This is a genomic window from Mesorhizobium sp. M6A.T.Cr.TU.016.01.1.1, assembly GCF_003952585.1.
Taxonomy (GTDB): Bacteria; Pseudomonadota; Alphaproteobacteria; order Rhizobiales; family Rhizobiaceae; genus Mesorhizobium; species Mesorhizobium mediterraneum.
On sequence record NZ_CP034452.1, the window covers coordinates 1912045 to 1928600 of the forward strand.

The 16556-nt window shown below is 63.1% G+C and carries 15 protein-coding genes and 1 pseudogene; 6 read left to right on the forward strand and 10 right to left on the reverse strand.

Annotation, left to right across the window (positions count from 1 at the left end):
• Window positions 1–132: 132 nt before the first annotated feature.
• Window positions 133–1437, reverse strand: a complete 1305-nt coding sequence (pncB, locus tag EJ075_RS08935; protein WP_126104086.1) for a nicotinate phosphoribosyltransferase — start codon at window positions 1435–1437, stop codon at window positions 133–135.
• A gap of 136 nt (window positions 1438–1573) precedes the next feature.
• Complete coding sequence (gene gcvA, locus EJ075_RS08940; protein WP_126104087.1) at window positions 1574–2548, reverse strand: transcriptional regulator GcvA; 975 nt, start codon at window positions 2546–2548, stop codon at window positions 1574–1576.
• Window positions 2549–2783: 235 nt separating this feature from the next.
• Here gcvA and speB point away from each other — a divergent pair, with 235 nt between their 5' ends.
• The 5 genes from speB to EJ075_RS08965 all read left to right on the forward strand — a co-directional run bounded on the left by speB (window position 2784) and on the right by EJ075_RS08965 (window position 6548).
• Complete coding sequence (gene speB, locus EJ075_RS08945) at window positions 2784–3845, forward strand: agmatinase (RefSeq protein ID WP_126104088.1); 1062 nt, start codon at window positions 2784–2786, stop codon at window positions 3843–3845.
• Between the two features lie 87 nt (window positions 3846–3932).
• Window positions 3933–4736 carry a transporter substrate-binding domain-containing protein gene (locus EJ075_RS08950; RefSeq protein WP_126104089.1) on the forward strand — a complete coding sequence of 268 codons (804 nt, stop codon included), beginning with the start codon at window positions 3933–3935 and terminating at the stop codon, window positions 4734–4736.
• Window positions 4737–4742: 6 nt separating this feature from the next.
• Entirely contained in the window at window positions 4743–5411 is a 669-nt protein-coding gene (locus EJ075_RS08955) for an amino acid ABC transporter permease (protein WP_126104090.1), read from the forward strand.
• On the forward strand, window positions 5408–6055 hold the full coding sequence (locus EJ075_RS08960) for an amino acid ABC transporter permease (protein ID WP_126104091.1): 648 nt from the start codon (window positions 5408–5410) through the stop codon (window positions 6053–6055). The genes EJ075_RS08955 and EJ075_RS08960 overlap by 4 nt, the downstream gene beginning before the upstream one ends.
• Before the next feature lie 127 nt (window positions 6056–6182).
• Complete coding sequence (locus EJ075_RS08965) at window positions 6183–6548, forward strand: hypothetical protein (RefSeq protein WP_126104092.1); 366 nt, start codon at window positions 6183–6185, stop codon at window positions 6546–6548.
• A gap of 40 nt (window positions 6549–6588) precedes the next feature.
• Here the strand turns inward: EJ075_RS08965 and EJ075_RS08970 are convergent.
• Window positions 6589–7993 (reverse strand): annotated as a pseudogene (locus tag EJ075_RS08970) (MATE family efflux transporter).
• A 289-nt stretch (window positions 7994–8282) separates the two neighbouring features.
• On the opposite strand from EJ075_RS08970, the gene EJ075_RS08975 reads away from it, so the two are divergent.
• Window positions 8283–8861, forward strand: a complete 579-nt coding sequence (locus EJ075_RS08975; protein ID WP_126107287.1) for a histidine phosphatase family protein — start codon at window positions 8283–8285, stop codon at window positions 8859–8861.
• A gap of 20 nt (window positions 8862–8881) precedes the next feature.
• On the opposite strand, the gene EJ075_RS08980 is transcribed toward EJ075_RS08975, so the two are convergent.
• The 7 genes from EJ075_RS08980 to EJ075_RS09010 all read right to left on the reverse strand — a co-directional run bounded on the left by EJ075_RS08980 (window position 8882) and on the right by EJ075_RS09010 (window position 16470).
• Window positions 8882–10468, reverse strand: coding sequence for an FGGY-family carbohydrate kinase (locus EJ075_RS08980; protein ID WP_126104093.1), 1587 nt, complete (start codon window positions 10466–10468; stop codon window positions 8882–8884).
• Entirely contained in the window at window positions 10465–11148 is a 684-nt protein-coding gene (locus EJ075_RS08985; protein WP_126104094.1) for an HAD family hydrolase, read from the reverse strand. Before EJ075_RS08985 ends, EJ075_RS08980 begins: the two co-directional genes overlap by 4 nt.
• A 40-nt stretch (window positions 11149–11188) precedes the next feature.
• Window positions 11189–12667: a mannitol dehydrogenase family protein gene (locus EJ075_RS08990; protein ID WP_126104095.1), complete on the reverse strand. Its 1479-nt coding sequence runs from the start codon at window positions 12665–12667 to the stop codon at window positions 11189–11191.
• A gap of 73 nt (window positions 12668–12740) precedes the next feature.
• Window positions 12741–13511, reverse strand: a complete 771-nt coding sequence (locus EJ075_RS08995) for an L-iditol 2-dehydrogenase (protein WP_126104096.1) — start codon at window positions 13509–13511, stop codon at window positions 12741–12743.
• The gene (locus EJ075_RS09000; RefSeq protein ID WP_126104097.1) at window positions 13508–14512 is read right to left on the reverse strand and encodes an ABC transporter ATP-binding protein; all 1005 of its coding nucleotides are present in this window, start codon (window positions 14510–14512) and stop codon (window positions 13508–13510) included. The genes EJ075_RS08995 and EJ075_RS09000 overlap by 4 nt, the downstream gene beginning before the upstream one ends.
• A 51-nt stretch (window positions 14513–14563) precedes the next feature.
• A complete protein-coding gene (locus EJ075_RS09005; RefSeq protein WP_095484590.1) occupies window positions 14564–15388 on the reverse strand; it encodes a carbohydrate ABC transporter permease in 825 nt (274 codons plus the stop codon).
• A 209-nt stretch (window positions 15389–15597) separates the two neighbouring features.
• Window positions 15598–16470 (reverse strand): sugar ABC transporter permease, encoded by an 873-nt coding sequence (locus EJ075_RS09010; RefSeq protein WP_126104098.1) that lies wholly within the window; start codon window positions 16468–16470, stop codon window positions 15598–15600.
• Between the last annotated feature and the right edge of the window lie 86 nt (window positions 16471–16556).

The window sequence follows — 16556 nt, forward strand, 5'->3', positions numbered from 1 at the left end:
GGCCCGGCAAGAAAAGCGCTGAGCGAGCGAGCTGCCAATCTCCCCCCTTGAGGGGGAGATGTCCGGCAGGACAGAGGGGGGCGCGAAGGAACTCATGTTATCCAAGAATTCCTTCTTGCCGGCATCACCCTCTCACACCTTGACCAGCTGCTCCACGCGGTCTTTCTCGCCAAAGATCCTGATGTAACGCTCGATCTCCTTCTCGTCGCCGGTCGCCTTGGCCGGGTTGTCGGAGAGCTTGACCGCCGGGCGGCCATTGGCCTCGGTGACCTTGCAGACCAGCGAGATGGCGTCGAGCCGGTTGGTCTCGGTCGGCGCGCAGCCCTCGAAGTCATTGGTCAGGTTGGTGCCCCAGCCGAACGACATGCGCACCTTGCCGTGGAAATGGCGGTAGGTTTCCTCGATGGTCTCGACCTCGAGCCCGTCGGAGAAGATCAGCAGCTTCTGCCTGGGGTCCTTGCCCTTTTCGCGCCACCAGGAAAGGATTTTTTCGCCGCCTTCGATCGGCGGCGCGCTGTCGGGGCGAAAACCGGTCCAGTCGGCGATCCACTCCGGCGCATCACGCAGGAACGCCGCGGTGCCGAAGGTGTCCGGCAGCACGATCAGCAAATTGCCGCCATAATAGCGCTGCCAGTCCTGCAGCACCTTGTAGGGCGACTGTTTCAATTCCTTTTCCGAATTGGCGAGCGCGGCGAACACCATCGGCAGCTCATGCGCGTTGGTGCCGAGCGCTTCGAGGTCGTTGTCCATGGCGAGCAGCACGTTGGAGGTGCCGGTGAAAGCCTCGCCGATGCCTTCCTTGAGCGCTTCGACGCACCAGCGCTGCCACAGGAAGGAATGGCGGCGGCGTGTGCCGAAATCCGAAATGCGGATATCGGGCAGCGCTTTCAGCCGCTCGGTCTTGGCCCACATCTTGGCCTTGGCGCGGGCATAGAGCACGTCGAGCGCGAAGGGGCCGAACGCCCGCATGGCGGCGCGCGACCGCAATTCGTTGATGATGGCGAGCGCCGGGATCTCCCACAGCGTCGTGTACATCCACGGACCGCTGAAGCTCAATTCGTACTGACCATCGCGCTTGAAAAGCTCGTATTCCGGCAGCTGGAAATCTTCGAGCCAGGCGAGGAATTCCGGCTCGAAGATCTGCTTGCGGCCATAGAAGGTGTTGCCGCCGAGCCAGATCATCTCCTTCTTGGAGAAGCGCAAGGTGCGGGCATGGTCGAGCTGATCACGCAGTTCCGCCTCGTCGATCTCGTCGGCAAGGCGGACCGAGGTGGTGCGGTTGATCAGTGAGAAGGTGGCATCGACCTTGGGATACATGCCCCAGATCATCTGCAGCATCAGCAGCTTGTAGAAATCGGTGTCGAGCAGGCTGCGGACGATCGGGTCGAGCTTCCAGGTGTGGTTGTAGACGCGCCGCGCTATATCGGTCTTAGTCATGTCTCGATGCCGCCTTCACTGCTCGCTTCCTGCGGAAGCCTCTTAGCATTGAATTTTTGAATGCGCTTCCCGCTTTGCGGGCTGGCCCGACAAAAAGAGAGCCTGCGGCATGTATGCGGCTTCGGCAATTGCAGCCTCAGGACGCGGTCTTGGCGCCGACCACTCGCAGCGCCGGGCGCTTCCTGCGGATGCCGATGCGGCCCGCCACCGGCGCATCGGCACGGCCGTCAGCCTGCTCCTTTTCGGCAAACAGCCAGTCGATGAACAGCTGCACGATCGGCGCCGACCTCATCTCGTTGCGGCAGACGACGTAGAAATCGTCGACCGCCGGCACCGACAGGCTGAACGGCGCGACAAGCAGCCCCCTGGCGAGCAGCCCGCTTGCCGTCACCGTATCGCCAAGCGCCACGCCATGACCATGAACCGCAGCCTCGCTCGCCATGCGGGCGTCGCCGAGATGATGGCGGCGGCCGCGCTCCAGGTCCAGCGCGTCGGCGGCGGCCAGCCAGGTGTGCCATTCACGGCCGTCGTCGCCATGCAGGAAGACATGATCGGCGAGATCGCGCACGGTGCGGATCGGACGGTTGTTGATCAGCGTCGGACTGACCACCGGGAACAGCTCGAGGCCCGACCATTTGCGCATCCAGCAATCGGTCCAGCTGCCGTCGCCATAGTGCACGCAGATGTCGATATGCGGCGCGCGGATGTCCTTGGCGTCATTGGATGGGATCAGCGTCAGCCTGATATCAGGATATTGCGAGGTGAAGCTGCCGAGCCGCGGGATCATCCACAGCAACAGCAGCGCCGGCACGCAGGACACCGACAAGGCGCCGGTGCTGGCCGGTCTGGTCATGCGCTGCGTGGCGGCAGCGATGCCGTCGAAGGCGGTTGACACTGCCGGCAGCAATTCGGCGCCGTGCGGCGTCAGCTTCACCCGCTGACCGGCGCGCTCGAACAGCTTGACGCCAAGCGACTGTTCGAGCGCCTTGATCTGATGGCTGATGGCGCCATGGGTGACGTTCAACTCAGCTGCCGCCTTGGTCAGCGAGGCGTGACGCGCCGTCGCCTCGAAGGCCCGCAGTGGATTCAAAGGTGGCAGACGCTTGGCCATCAGATTCCCGCTGGAGCACGATCCCGAGAAGTGGGACCCGGTTTTCGGACAAGGTCGTGCTCAACATTGATGTGAGATTTCCTCACAGCGAAGACCCTAACAATATCAATTGATTTTTCAATGCGGCTACAAGACACTTTGCCCGGGAACAGTATCAAGACCTGAAATGCGCAGGCAGCCGGCGGGATGGCGACCGTCATTGATGGCCGCACTGCGCCAGCCATGGAGGACCGACATGGGTTATAACAGCGGCAAGCTCGAAGCGTTGCGCCGCAAATATGGCGAAAGCCATGGCGGCGAGATGTTCGACCCGAAATTCCGGAAGGTCGCCGACAAGATCTTTTCCAAGAGCGGCACGCGGCTGGCGCCCTATTCCGGCATCCCGACCTTCCTCGCCGCGCCCTACCGGCAAATTGCCGCCGACAATCCGGACTTCGGCGATTTGCAGGTGGCGATGATCGGCGTGCCGATGGATCTCGGCGTCACCAACCGGCCCGGGGCCCGCTTCGGGCCAAGGGCGCTGCGCGCCATCGAGCGCATCGGGCCCTATAATCATGTGCTGGAATGCGCCCCGACGCATGAGCTGAAGGTGGCCGACATCGGCGATGTGCCGTTCCAGAGCCGCTACCGGCTGGAAACCAGCCATGACGACATCGAGCGCCGCGCCAACCAGATCGTCGACGCCGGCGTCATTCCGCTTTCGGTGGGCGGCGATCATTCGATCAGCCATCCGATCCTGAAGGCCGTCGGCAAAAAGGCGCCGGTCGGCATGATCCACATCGACGCCCATTGCGACACCAGCGGCCTGTTCGACATGACCAAGTTCCATCATGGCGGGCCGTTCCGCAACGCGGTGCTGGACGGCGTGCTCGACCCGACCCGCACTATCCAGATTGGCATCCGCGGCTCGGCCGAATATCTATGGGAGTTCACCTACGAATCCGGCATGACCGTCGTGCATGCCGAAGAGGTGACCGGCCTCGGCGTCCCCGCCATCATCGAGAAGGCGCGAAAGATCGTCGGCGACGGGCCGACCTATGTGTCCTTCGACATCGACAGCGTCGATCCGGCCTTCGCGCCGGGCACCGGCACGCCGGAAGTCGGCGGGCTGACGACGCGGGAAGTGCTTGAACTTCTGCGCGGCCTGAAGGGCCTCAACATCGTCGGCGGCGACGTCGTCGAGGTGGCGCCGCAATATGACGCAACCACCAACACCGCCCATGCCGGCGCGCAGGTGCTGTTCGAGATCCTCAGCCTGATGGTGTTCAGCCCGGCGATAACAGGCAAGGGAGCCTGAGGGAGCCCGACAGCAAATCCAAGGCGACCGCCGCGCTGGAGCCGGCGGCCGCATTCAACAAAACAAGCTTCCAGCAGGGGAACGACAATGACATTTCACATGAAGCTCAAATCATCCATAGCTGCCGCGCTGATGCTCGCCGGTTTTGGTCTCGCCACCCAGGCCGCCAATGCCGACGCGGTCGACGACATCACCAAGGCCGGCGCCATCAATGTCGGCATTTTCTCCGACTTTCCGCCCTTCTCCTCGGCCAGTGCCGATATGAGCATCAAAGGCTATGACATCGACGTGGCGCAGTTCATCGCCGACCAGCTCAAGGTCAAGCTCAATTTGGTCAGCGTGACCGGCCAGAACCGCATCCCGTATCTTACCGACAAGCGCGTCGATATCCTGATGAGCGTCGGCTACTCCAAGGAGCGTGAGCAGGTGATCGATTTCGCCGCCGCCTATGCACCCTATTATATCGCCGTGATTGGCCCGGCCGCGCTCAAGGTCGAAGGCAAGGACGACCTCGCCGACAAGTCGATCGCCGTCAACCGCGGCACGCTGGAAGATACGTCGCTTACCGAGGCAGCACCCGCCTCGGCCGATATCCGCCGTTTCGACAACTATAATTCCGTCATCCAGGCCTTCATCTCGGGCCAGACCCAGCTGATGGTCGTCGGCAACGACGTCGGCGCTCAGGTGCTCGCCCGCCAAGAGGCGCTGAAGCCGGAGCAGAAGTTCCAGCTCCTCACCTCACCCTCGCATATCGGCCTCAACAAGAACGAGGACCGCCTGAAGCAGGCCGTCAACGACGCGATCGCCAAGATGCTGGCCGACGGCAAGCTGGACGAAAGCTCGAAGGCCTGGCTCAAGACGCCGCTCAATCCCGACAACCTCAAGGATTGACATCGGGTGGGCTATAGCCTCGACTTCGGCTGGCTTGCCGATGCGACAGGCGCGATCGCGCGAGGGGCGGCCACGACGATCCTCTTGATCGCCGTGACCACGCTCGCGGGAACGTTCCTCAGCATCCTCGGCGCGGCGGGGCGGCGAAACGGCCCCCTGCTGCTCAAGCGGGCGATCGGCGTCTATGTCGAAATTATCAGGAACACGCCGTTCCTGGTGCAGCTGTTCTTCATCTTCTTTGGGCTGCCCAGCATCGGCATAAGGCTCGATCCGGTGCTGGCCGCCATGCTGGCGATGACGCTTAATATGGCGGCCTACACGATCGAGGTCGTCGGCGCCGGGCTCGACGCCGTGCCGCGTGGGCAGACGGAAGCGGCCCTGGCGCTTGGCCTCCGGCCGCGCCAGGTCTTCGTCAAGATCGTGCTGCCGCAGGCGCTCAAGGTGATCTTTCCGGCGTTGACCAGCCAGATCGTCATCATGATGCTGGAGTCCGCCGTCGTGTCGCAGATCGCGGTGCGTGAGCTGACCTACGAGGCCGACATGCTGCAGGCGCGCACCTTCCGCGCTTTCGAGACCTATTTCGTGGTGACAATGGTCTATCTCGTCCTGTCGATGGGGCTGCGCCGGCTGCTGGTCAGCGGCGGCCGCCGCGCTCTGGGAGCCGGCGTGTCATGATCGAATTCACCTTCTGGGATATCGTCCGCAACCTTCTGCTCGCCGCCCGCTGGACGGTGCTTCTGTCATTGGCGGCCTTCGTCGGCGGCGGCGTGGTCGGCATGGTCGTGCTGTTCTTCCGCATCGCCAAGAACAAGTGGAGCCGGCGAATTGCTTCGGGCTACATCGCGCTTTTCCAGGGAACGCCGCTGCTCATGCAGCTCTTCCTGATGTTCTTTGGCCTGCCGATGCTGGGCTTGCGTATCGAACCGTGGACCGCCGCCGCATTTGGTCTCACCTTCTTCGCCAGCGCCTATCTCGCCGAAATCTGGCGCGGCGGCGTCGATGCGCTGCCGCGCGGCCAGTGGGATGCGGGCGCCAGCCTCGGCCTTCATTATCTGCAGGAACTCAGGCTGATCATCCTGCCGCAGGCGTTTTCTATCACCCGCGCGCCGACCGTCGGTTTCCTGGTGCAGTTGATCAAGTCGACCGCGCTGACCTCAATCATCGGTTTCGAGGAACTGGTCAGGACATCCAACGCCATCAACAATGCGACCTTCGAGCCGTTCACCGTGTATGGGCTGGTCGCTTTGATCTTCTTCATCATGTGCTTCCCGCTGACGCAATACGCACGTTCGCTTGAACGACGGGCAACTAAAAACTAGGACGCCGGTTCTGCGACTAGCGCTCGGATGCCTCCTTAACCGTGTTTCCGGTCACCTCTTCGGAGCTATCTCCTTGTTGGAAGAAGAGTTCTGTGTACTCTCCACATACTTTAGGAAGGGCTTGGGGATGAGAATTGCAATATTCGTCGCGTTGGCAGCGACGGTGGCCGGATGCGCGATCTCTCCGGTCGACTATGGAGCGTCGCTTTCGAAGCAAGACCAGAAATGGGCGTCGCCGGGATGCCAGCAAGCCCGCATGGAGGCCTCGGACTACGACGCTCGCGAAAAAAAGCAGCCGGGTTGGGGGACCGGCGTCTTTCTTGGCCCGTACGGATTAGGGCTCGCAGCAGCCATCAAGGAGCACCAGCAGAAGCAACGAAAATTGTTCGCCCGCGAGGTGCACCTGCGGTGCTCAAGTCTTCCACTGCCAACGGAGTTGCAACGCGATTTAAGCCCCCAGGCCGCGAGTGCAAATCAGACGAAATACCCATAGACGTCACGACCCGCGCTCCTTCGTGACGGTGCCGCTTTCATCAATGCCCAAAGGAGATCGGCGGCGCGATCCTGTCTCGCCGCAGCCAGCGCGCCAGAAGCAGCGCCGCCACCACCGCCAGTCCCAACGACAGGCCGATCCAGATGCCGACGCCGTTGAGCCCGGAATGGAAAGCCAGCAGCACGCCGAGCGGCAGGCCGATGCCCCAATAGCCGATCGCGGCATAGATCATCGGCACCGTGGTGTCGTGCAGGCCGCGTAGCATGCCGGCGGCGACGGCCTGCGCGCCGTCGAAAATCTGAAACAGCGCGGCAAACGCCAGGAACGACACGGCAAGCCCGATCACCCTGGCATTGGCCGGGTTAGCGAGGTCGATGAAAGCGCTGATCAGCAGTTGCGGCCACAGGATCATCGCCAATCCCATCAGCGCCATGAAGGAGACGCCGATGACAAAGGCGGTCCAGCCGGCGCGGGAGACACCTTCCGCATCGCTGGCGCCATGGGCCAGACCGACACGCACCGTCGCCGCCTGATTGAGGCCCGAGCGGCACCATGAAGGAGATCGAGGCGATCTGGATGGCAATGGCATGCGCCGCGAGCGAGTCCGCATCGATCAGACCCATGAGAAGCGCCGCCGCGTTGAAGATCGTCACCTCGAATGCCAGGAGGCCGGCGATCGGCAGACCGAGCCGCAGCAGGCCCTTGAAGCGCGGCCAGTCGGCCCGCCAGAAGCGCCCGAACAGACGGTAGCGGCGAAACTTCGGCTCAAGCATCACCACCGCCGCCATGCCGACGAACATCAGCATGCTCGACAGCGTGGTGGCGAGGCCGGAGCCGGCAATACCCATCGAAGGAATGCCGAGATTGCCGAACATGAACACCCAGTTGAAGAGGGCGTTGCAGGCGACGGCAACGAAGACGATGACCAGCGCCCAGCCCGGCCGCTCCAGCGCCGAGATGAACGAGCGCAGGACGATGTACCCGTAGAAGGGCAGCACCGCCCATTCGAGCCAGCGCAGGTAGATGCCGGCCTGATGCGCGAGCGCCGGCTCCTGGCCCATGGCCAGCAACACGGCCTCGCCGTGCCAGAGAAAGATCCAGATCGGAATGCAAATGAGGATCGCCAGCCACAGGCCCTGGCGCACGGTGCGGCGTAGGTCGCGCACCGAATGACGACGGCGGCCGAGCTCGGTGGCGATCATTGGCGAGGTCGCCAGCATCAGGCCGAGCCCGAAGATCAGCGGCATGAAATAGAGGTTGGCGCCGAGGGCGCCGCTGGCCAGCGTGTCCGGACCCAGCCGTCCCATCATCATGACGTCGGTGGCAGTCATCGCGGTCTGGCCGAGATTGGTGAGCACCATCGGCCAGGCGAGCGCCAGCGTCGCCCTGATTTCCTGACGCCAAAGATTTTCCGGCGCGCGAGCGCCGGCTTCGATCGCAGACATTTTTTCGCCTATCCGATTGCGGCGCGTCGGCTAAAGCCGGAAGCCACGTCTCAGCGCGGAAAATGGCCGTGATCGGCCCGGATTCCGCATTAACCGCACGGCTTGTCTACGAAATGGGCAGCTATGGCAAGAGGCTGACGCGGGGAAGGGTTAAGCCAGCAAAGTCGCAGAGGTCTCAATCATGCCTATTGGCGCGCCTATTGGAGAAAGCATGGAAGCCACTATAGTTTGCGTTGTGGCCAATCCGACACCGGCAGGCGGCGTACAGATTTCATCGAAAGGCATGCGGATGAGCGCGTTTCCCGAAATTTACCTGGTTCGGCATGGCGAGACGGAATGGAGCGCCTCCGGAAAGCACACCGGCCTGACCGACATACCGTTGACGCCTGCCGGCGAGGAGGCGGCCGGGCGGATCGCTGAGCGGTTGCAGGGCCTTTCGTTCCAGGCTGTCTGGTCGAGCCCGTCCCAGCGCGCCTTCAAGACTTGCACGCTGGCCGGCTTCGGCTCGGCCTGCGTGAAGCTGGCCGATCTGGCGGAATGGGATTACGGCGCTTACGAGGGCCTGACCACCAAGCAGATCCTCATCGAGCGTCCAGGCTGGCGTCTCTTTCGCGACGGCTGCCCAAGCGGCGAAGCGGCGCAGGATGTCGGCGCGAGGGCGGATCGGATCGTCAACCAGTTGCGCGAGGTCGGCGGCAATGTCCTGGTTTTCTCAAGCGCTCATTTCCTGCGGTTGCTGGCCGCGCGCTGGCTCGGCCTGCCGCCGCAAGATGGCGCCCTCTTCGTCCTGGATACCGCCAGCATAAGCGTGCTCGGCTACGAGCACGACCTCGGCGAACCGATTGTCCGGCGCTGGAACCAGGGATAGCGGGCGCATTGCACGCTGTTCTATCTGATCGCGTCCAGCGCCTGCCTCTGCTGATGCATCTCCAAAAACACCCGGTAGTCGCGATCGAATCGGCCGGCGGCGGCTGGATTCGACGCCCGCTTCCTGCCGCCCTGCTGCATGGCGACGCAAGCGGCGTTCAGATCGGGGAAAAGCCCGGCGGCGGTGGCCGCGACCATGCCGGTGCCGAGCAGCACCGCCTCGTCGGCGAGCGGCTCGACCACCGTGCAGCCGGTGGCGTCGGCGTAAAGCTCCATCAGCAGCGGGTTCTTGGTGTGCCCGCCGGTGACATGCAGCGTGTCGATCAGATAGCCGTTCTCGTTCAGTGCCTCCAGCACATGGCGCACGCCGAGCGCGATGCCGACGGCGGTGCGCCAATAGAGCTTGCACAGGCTGTCGAAGGAGGAATCCAGCGTCAGTCCGCTGATGACGCCGACCGCATGCGGATCGGCGAGCGGCGAGCGGTTGCCGTGGAAATCCGGCAGCACATGCAGCCTTCCGGCAAGATTCTCGCCCTCTATGGCACGCAGTTCGGCGACACGCCGGGCGATCCTGGCGTGCATGGCGGCGTCCGGCTCACCGCCGGCGCCATGCCAGCGGATGATGTGGTCGAGCAGCGCGCCGGTCGCCGATTGACCGCCTTCCGACAGCCAAAGCTTGGGAAGGCCCGCCCCATAGTAAGGGCCCCAGACTCCGGCAAAGGGTTGCGGATCGGGTGACATCGCCATGACGCAGCTCGACGTGCCGGCGATCAGCGCCAGATGGCGGCCGATGTTGGTTTCATCGCCGGCAAAGCCACCGAGGACCCCGAGAGCGCCGGCATAGGCATCAATGACGCCGGCGCCGACCCGGCATTTTTCGGTCAGGCCAAGCTCAGCTGCAGCTTCCGCGCTCAGCCGGCCGATATCGGTGCCGACCGGGCTGGCCTTGTCAGGCAGATTGCCATGCTCGAAAAGGTCGCCAAGGCCGACGGCTTCGAAGAAGCTGCGCCGCCAGCCGGTTTCCTCATGCGCCAGATAGGTCCACTTGGCGGTCAGCGTGCACTGCGAACGGGCGAGCGAGCCGGTCGCCTTCCAGGTGAGAAAGTCGGTGAGGTCGAATAAATAGCCGGCTTCATTCCATGTTCCGGGCAGGTTGCGCTTCAGCCACATCAGCTTCGGCGTTGCCATTTCCGGCGACATGACGCCGCCGATATAGTCGAGCACGGCATGGCCGCTTTCGGTGCATTCATCCGCCTCGGCAATGGCGCGGTGATCGAGCCAGACGACGGTGTCCCAGCGCCTTTCGCCCGACACCGACACGCTGAGCTGGCCACCATCCCTGCCCCGCACCACGAGCGAGCAGGTGGCATCGAAGGAGATGCCGACGATATTCTCCGCTGCCACGCCGGCCTTTTCGCGGGCGGCGCGCACCGCAACGCAGACCGCCGACCAGATATCCCGCGAATCATGTTCGGCGTGATCGGCCTTCGGCCGGTTCATGACGATCGGGTGCTCGGCGCGACCGAGCAAGGTGCCTCCGGTGTCGAGAATGCCCGCGCGGGCGCTCCCGGTGCCGACATCGACCGCGCAAACGAAACTTTTCGTCAAGGTGTTCCTGCTCTCGCTCCCAGGCCTGCAATCAGATCGGGCAATTGCAGCATGTCAGCGAATATAAAGTCCGGCTCACTCGACGCAAGCCGCGCTTTCAGTGCCGGGTTGCCGGTATGGGAGCCGCCGGTGAAGGCAAGGACGCGCATGCCTGCCGCCCGCGCCGCTTCGATGCCGGCGGGGCTGTCCTCGATGACCAGACAATTTTGCGGGATTGCTCCCATTTTGGCGGCTGCGTGGAGAAAAAGGTCCGGCGCCGGCTTGCCCCGCGCGACCATGGCGGCGCTGAACAGATGCGGCTCCAAGAGCTCGAGCAGCCCGGTGACGTCGAGCGCATAACGGATGCGGTCCAGCGTGCCGGAGGAGGCGACGCAGCATGGCAGCCCGAGCCGCGCCAGAACCTGCCCGATGCCGGGGATCGGTTTCAGCTCCTCGCGAAACTTGCGCATCAGCTCGACACGCATCCCGGTCAGATGCTGGTCGGTGATATCAATCCCGAAGTCGCTAAGAAGAATTTCGCGAACGCTTTTCATGCTCTTGCCGAGAAAATGCTCATAGGCGATCTCCTCGCTGACATCACCGCCTGCGAGCGTGATCATGCCAAGCAGCGCCGCGACGGACAGCGTCTCGCTGTCGACCAGCACGCCGTCGCAGTCGAAGATGACCAGATCAGGCGTCATTGCAGGGCCTTCATGGGCGAGACTTCATGGGCAGCCGATTTTAGAGATTGCCGGCGAGGTAGCGCGTCAGTGTCGCGCGCGCACCGTCGGCCCAGAGCGCCTTGAGCGCATTGACAAAGGCTTCGACAAACGGCGCCGCGCGGCCGACATCGCCATAGATGTCTTCCATGGCAAGCCAGACGGCAGGCGCATCCTTTGCCGCCCTGGCGGTCGTCTGCAGCCGGTCCCAGCTCGGATCGTTGGGTTCGATGACGGCGCCGCTATCCGTCGTGCCGAAGCAGTAACGGCACCAGAGCGCCGATTCCAGCGCCAGGCCGGCGACGCCCTTGCCGGCTTTCAGCCGGTCGGCGATGGTCGGGATGATAAATTTCGGCTGCCGGTTGGAGCCATCGAGACAAAGCCTGCGGATCGTGTCGCCGATCTTCGGATTGGAGAAGCGGTGCTCGATGAGTTGATAATAGTCCTCCAGCACGGTGTCCGGCACCGGCGGCACGGTCGGGATGATCTCGTCGTGCTCCAGTCTGTCGAGAAAGCCGCGCACCAGCGGCTCCTGCATCGCCTCGTGGACGAAATGGATGTCCATCAGCCCGGCCGGATAGGCGATGGTCGCATGGCCGCCATTGAGGATACGGATCTTCATCAGCTCGTAGGGCGCGACATCGCTGACGAACTGCACGCCGACCTTTTCCAACGGCGGGCGGCCGTCGGTGAAATGGTCCTCCAGCACCCATTGCTTGAACGGCTCGCAGAACACCGGCCAGTTGTCTTCAAGGCCGAACTCGCTCGACAGAATGCCGCGCTCGCGGTCGGTGGTGGCCGGCGTGATGCGGTCGACCATGCCATTGGGAAAGGCGACTTTCTCGCTCACCCAGTTTGCCAGATCCTCGTCGATCAGCCGCGCGAGACCAACGACGCCGTCATACGTGACATGGCCGTTGTGGGGAATGTTGTCGCAAGACATGACCGTGAAGGGCACGATGCCGCTGTCGCGGCGGCGGATCAACCCGGCAAGAATGATGCCGAAGACGGTCTTCGGCGTAGCGCCCGGCTCGGCATCGGCGACAATGTCGGGATGGGTTGGATTGAACACGCCGGACGCCGGATCGATGAAGTAGCCGCCTTCGGTGATGGTCAGAGAAACGATCCTTATCGCCGGATCGGCGAGCCGTTCGATGATCGCGGCCGCGTCGCCCGGCATCAGGAAATCGACCATGACGCCGGTGACGCGGGCGCTCATATGACCACTGTCCTGCTCGACCACGGTGGTCAGCAAGTCCTGTTCCTGCAGCTTGCCGCGGCCGACCTTCTCGCCCTCGAAGACGCCGGCGCCGACCAGTGCCCAGTCGTGGCCAACGCCCGAATTGAACAGATCGTCGAGATAGACGGCCTGGTGCGAGCGGTGGAAATTGCCGACGCCGAAATGCACGATGCCGGCTTTGAGCGCAGCGCGATCATATTTCGGGCCGGCAACCTTGGGCGGAAGCTTGGCGAGGATGGAAGACGAGAGTTTCACGGCCATTTGCTTTTTATCCTTGGGCGGGACGGCTCTTCTCCCCGTGGAGGAAACGGGGAGAAGAGCGCCTTCGCCCCCCTCAACTCATCCACTGGCCACCGTCGACATTGTAGGTCTGGGCGACGATGTACTCGGCGTCCTCGCTGGCCAGGAACACCGCCATGCCGGTGAGGTCTTGCGCCGTGCCCATGCGGCCATAAGGCACCGCCTCGCCGACCAACCGCTTCTTCTCGCCTTTCGGCCGGTTCTCGTACTTGGCGAACAGGGAATCGACATGATCCCAGTGCTCGCCGTCGACGACGCCCGGCGCGATGGCATTGACGTTGATGCGGTGCTTGATCAGATCGAGCCCAGCCGACTGGGTGAGCGAGATGACGGCGGCCTTGGTGGCGCAATAGACGCCAACCAGCGCCTCGCCGCGGCGCCCGGCCTGGCTCGCCATGTTGATGATCTTGCCGCCCTTGCCCCGGGCGATCATCGAGCGGGCGGCTGCCTGCAGCATGAACAGCGTGCCGGCGACATTGACGGAAAACAGACGGTCGTAGCTCGCTTTGGTGATCTCGACGATCGGCGCCAGGTCGAACAAAGCGGCGTTGTTGATCAGGATGTCCAACCCGCCGGTCCTTGTCTCGACCGCTTTCACCGCCGCCTCGACCGAAGCGAGGTCGGTGACGTCGAGCTTGACCGCATAGGCTTTCGCACCGATCTCGGAAGCCGTCTTTTCCGCAGCTTCGAGATTGATGTCGCCGATCGCAACCGTGGCGCCCTCGCGCGCATAGGCTTCGGCGAACGCCCTGCCGATGCCGCGCGCCGAACCGGTGATCAGCGCCGATTTACCCTCGAGCCTCATTGCATCATGGCCTTTCCGTCGGCGCCGAAGCGGTGCAGCTTGGCCTTGTCCGGAGTCAGATAGATCGTGTCGCCGTGATCGACGGACAGTTCGCCGTCGGCGCGCACAGTCAGCGGACCGACGCCGTCCGCTTGCACGTGCAAAAATGTATCGGAGCCAAGATGCTCGGCGACACCGACCGTGGCCTTCCAGTCGCCTGTTGTCGTTGAAATGTTCATATGCTCCGGACGGATACCGACCGTCCTGGCGCCGTACTTGGCCGCCGGCGCGCCTTCGATCAGGTTCATCTTTGGCGAGCCGATGAAGCCGGCGACGAACAGGTTCTTCGGCGTCTTGTAGAGTTCCATCGGCGAGCCGACCTGCTCGACATTGCCGGCATTGAGCACGACGATCTTGTCGGCCATGGTCATCGCCTCGACCTGGTCGTGGGTGACGTAGACCATCGTCGTCTTGAGCTGATGGTGCAACTCACTGATTTCCAGCCGCATGGTGCCGCGCAAGGCCGCGTCGAGGTTGGACAAAGGTTCGTCGAACAGGAAGGCCGAAGGCTGGCGCACGATGGCGCGACCAATGGCGACGCGCTGGCGCTGACCGCCGGAGAGCTGGCCGGGGCGGCGTTCGAGATAGTTGGTGAGATTCAAGATGCGCGCCGCGTCCTTCACCTTCTTGTCGATGGTCGCCTGGTCCTCTCCCGCCATCTTCAGCGGAAAGGCGATGTTCTTGGCCACCGTCATATGCGGGTAGAGCGCATAGGACTGGAACACCATGGCCAGCTTGCGCTTGGCCGGCGCCTCGCCGGTCACGTCGCGGCCGTCGATGTTGATGGTGCCGGCGGTGGTGTCCTCCAGCCCGGCGATCAGCCGCAGCAGCGTGGACTTGCCGCAGCCCGACGGGCCGACGAAGACGACGAACTCGCCGTTCTCGATGACCAGATCGATACCCGGAATGATGATCGTCGACCCGAAGGACTTGGAGACGTTCTTGAGCGTGATGTTTCCCATGGTTTCCTCCCCGAGGGGTTATTTTTCGTCTGATGCTTCAGGCAACGTCCGTCACTTCACGGCGCCAAAGGTCAGGCCGCGCACCAGCTGCTTCTGGCTGAACCAGCCCATGATCAGGATCGGCGCGATCGCCAGCGTCGAGGCCGCCGACAGTTTGGCCCAGAACAACCCTTGCGGGCTTGAGAAGGAGCTGATGAACGCGGTGAGGGGTGCTGCCTCGGTGGTGGTCAGCCGGATCGTCCAGAACGCCTCGTTCCACGCCAGGATGATGTTGAGCAGCATCGTCGAGGCGATGCCCGGCACCGCCATCGGCGTCAGCACATAGACGATCTCGTTCCAGAGCGAGGCGCCGTCCATGCGCGCCGCTTCCAATATCTCGCCGGGGATTTCGCGGAAATAGGTGTAGAGCATCCACACCACGATCGGCAGGTTGATCAGCATCAGCATGATCATCAGGCCGATGCGGCTGTCGAGCAATCCGGTATCGCGGAAGATCAGGTAGATCGGGAACAGCACGGCAACCGCCGGCATCATCTTGGTGGAAAGCATCCACATCAGGATGTCCTTGGTCCACTTGCCCGGCGAGAACGCCATCGACCATGCCGCCGGTATGGCGACAAGCAAGGCCAGAATGGTCGAGCCGACCGACAGGAACACCGAGTTGAGGAAGAACTTGAAGTAGCCGCTCTGCGCCTCGACCGCGGTATAGCTCTCCGTGGTTCCCGACGGAAACAGGTTGAAGCCCTGGATGGCCTCCTGCTCCGACTTGAACGAGGTGATGATCGTATAGAGGATCGGGAAGAAGACCAGCAGGGCGACGATCCAGGCGGCCGCGGTCGCAATCGTCTTGTGCTGGGTGCTGACTGCACGTGCCATGATCAGGTCCTCCCGTATCGGCGATGTTGGCGGCAGGGTCGACCCCCACTCTGGTTTGCTGCGCAAACCACCTCTCCCCCGATCGACGGGGTAGAGGAAGGGCGCGGCTTCGATGCAGGCGTTTCCTCTCCCCCGGGCAGGGGGAGAGGTGTCCCGCGCAGCGGGACGGAGTGGGGGTGGTTCAGCGCACGTAGCATCGATTCCCTCCCTTATTTGTCCAGGTTCTTGCCGACCGCGCGCATGGCGAAGAAGGCGACGATGTTGGCGAGAATGACGGCGAGGATACCGCCGGCGGATGCTTGGCCGATTTTGAACTCCAGCAGCGCCTTCTGGTAGACGAGGAAGGGCAGGTTGGTGGAGGCGTAACCGGGGCCGCCATTGGTGGTGACGAGGATCTCGGCATAGACCGACAGCAGGAAGATCGTCTGGATCAGGATGACGACGGTGATGGCGCGCGACATGTGCGGCAGCGTCAGATAGATGAAGCGGCTGATGAAGCCGGCCCCGTCCATCTCGGCGGCCTCTTTCTGCTCGCCGTCTAACGACTGCAGCGAGGTCAAAAGAATCAATGTCGCAAATGGCAGCCACTGCCAGGCGACGATGATGATGATCGCCAGCATGGGATATTGCCCGAACCAGTCGATCGGCTGCCCGCCGAAGAAGCGCGCAATATCGGCAAAGACGCCGTATTGCGGATGCATGATCATGTTCTTCCAGACCAGCGCTGCCACCGGCGGCATGACGAAGAACGGCGAGATGACGAGGATGCGGACGATGCCCTGTCCCCATATCGGCTGATCGAGCAGGAGGGCCAGCAGGATGCCGCCGATCACCGTGATCAAAAGCACGCTGACCACGAGGACGAGCGTGTTGAGGATCGACTGCAGGAATGCCGGGTTTGAATAGAAAAGCGCGTAGTTCGAGAAGCCGACGAACCCGTCGCGGATCGGGTTGAGCGGGTTGTACTGCTGGAAGGAGAACCACAGGGTGAACGCCAGCGGCACGATCATCCAGACGAACAGCAGCACCACGGATGGCGCCATCATGAAGCGGGCAAGCGAACGGGTCTGCTGAGTAGCCATGACGGTCACCCTTCAAAGGTCAGCCAAATTTTCGAAAGTGTGAAGGTGGCCGCCCGAACTGGGATTCGGGCGGCCCCTTTGCCGGC

Excerpts from the sequence above, each read along its gene's own strand:
- EJ075_RS08965 (WP_126104092.1), top strand. The coding sequence starts at position 6,183 with ATGAGAATTGCAATATTCGTCGCGTTGGCAGCGACGGTGGCCGGATGC.
- EJ075_RS09000 (WP_126104097.1), bottom strand. The coding sequence starts at position 14,512 with ATGGGAAACATCACGCTCAAGAACGTCTCCAAGTCCTTCGGGTCGACG.
- EJ075_RS08950 (WP_126104089.1), top strand. The coding sequence starts at position 3,933 with ATGACATTTCACATGAAGCTCAAATCATCCATAGCTGCCGCGCTGATG.
- EJ075_RS08995 (WP_126104096.1), bottom strand. The coding sequence starts at position 13,511 with ATGAGGCTCGAGGGTAAATCGGCGCTGATCACCGGTTCGGCGCGCGGC.
- EJ075_RS08990 (WP_126104095.1), bottom strand. The coding sequence starts at position 12,667 with ATGGCCGTGAAACTCTCGTCTTCCATCCTCGCCAAGCTTCCGCCCAAG.
- speB (WP_126104088.1), top strand. The coding sequence starts at position 2,784 with ATGGGTTATAACAGCGGCAAGCTCGAAGCGTTGCGCCGCAAATATGGC.
- EJ075_RS09010 (WP_126104098.1), bottom strand. The coding sequence starts at position 16,470 with ATGGCTACTCAGCAGACCCGTTCGCTTGCCCGCTTCATGATGGCGCCA.
- gcvA (WP_126104087.1), bottom strand. The coding sequence starts at position 2,548 with ATGGCCAAGCGTCTGCCACCTTTGAATCCACTGCGGGCCTTCGAGGCG.
- EJ075_RS08960 (WP_126104091.1), top strand. The coding sequence starts at position 5,408 with ATGATCGAATTCACCTTCTGGGATATCGTCCGCAACCTTCTGCTCGCC.
- EJ075_RS09005 (WP_095484590.1), bottom strand. The coding sequence starts at position 15,388 with ATGGCACGTGCAGTCAGCACCCAGCACAAGACGATTGCGACCGCGGCC.
- pncB (WP_126104086.1), bottom strand. The coding sequence starts at position 1,437 with ATGACTAAGACCGATATAGCGCGGCGCGTCTACAACCACACCTGGAAG.
- EJ075_RS08985 (WP_126104094.1), bottom strand. The coding sequence starts at position 11,148 with ATGACGCCTGATCTGGTCATCTTCGACTGCGACGGCGTGCTGGTCGAC.
- EJ075_RS08975 (WP_126107287.1), top strand. The coding sequence starts at position 8,283 with ATGAGCGCGTTTCCCGAAATTTACCTGGTTCGGCATGGCGAGACGGAA.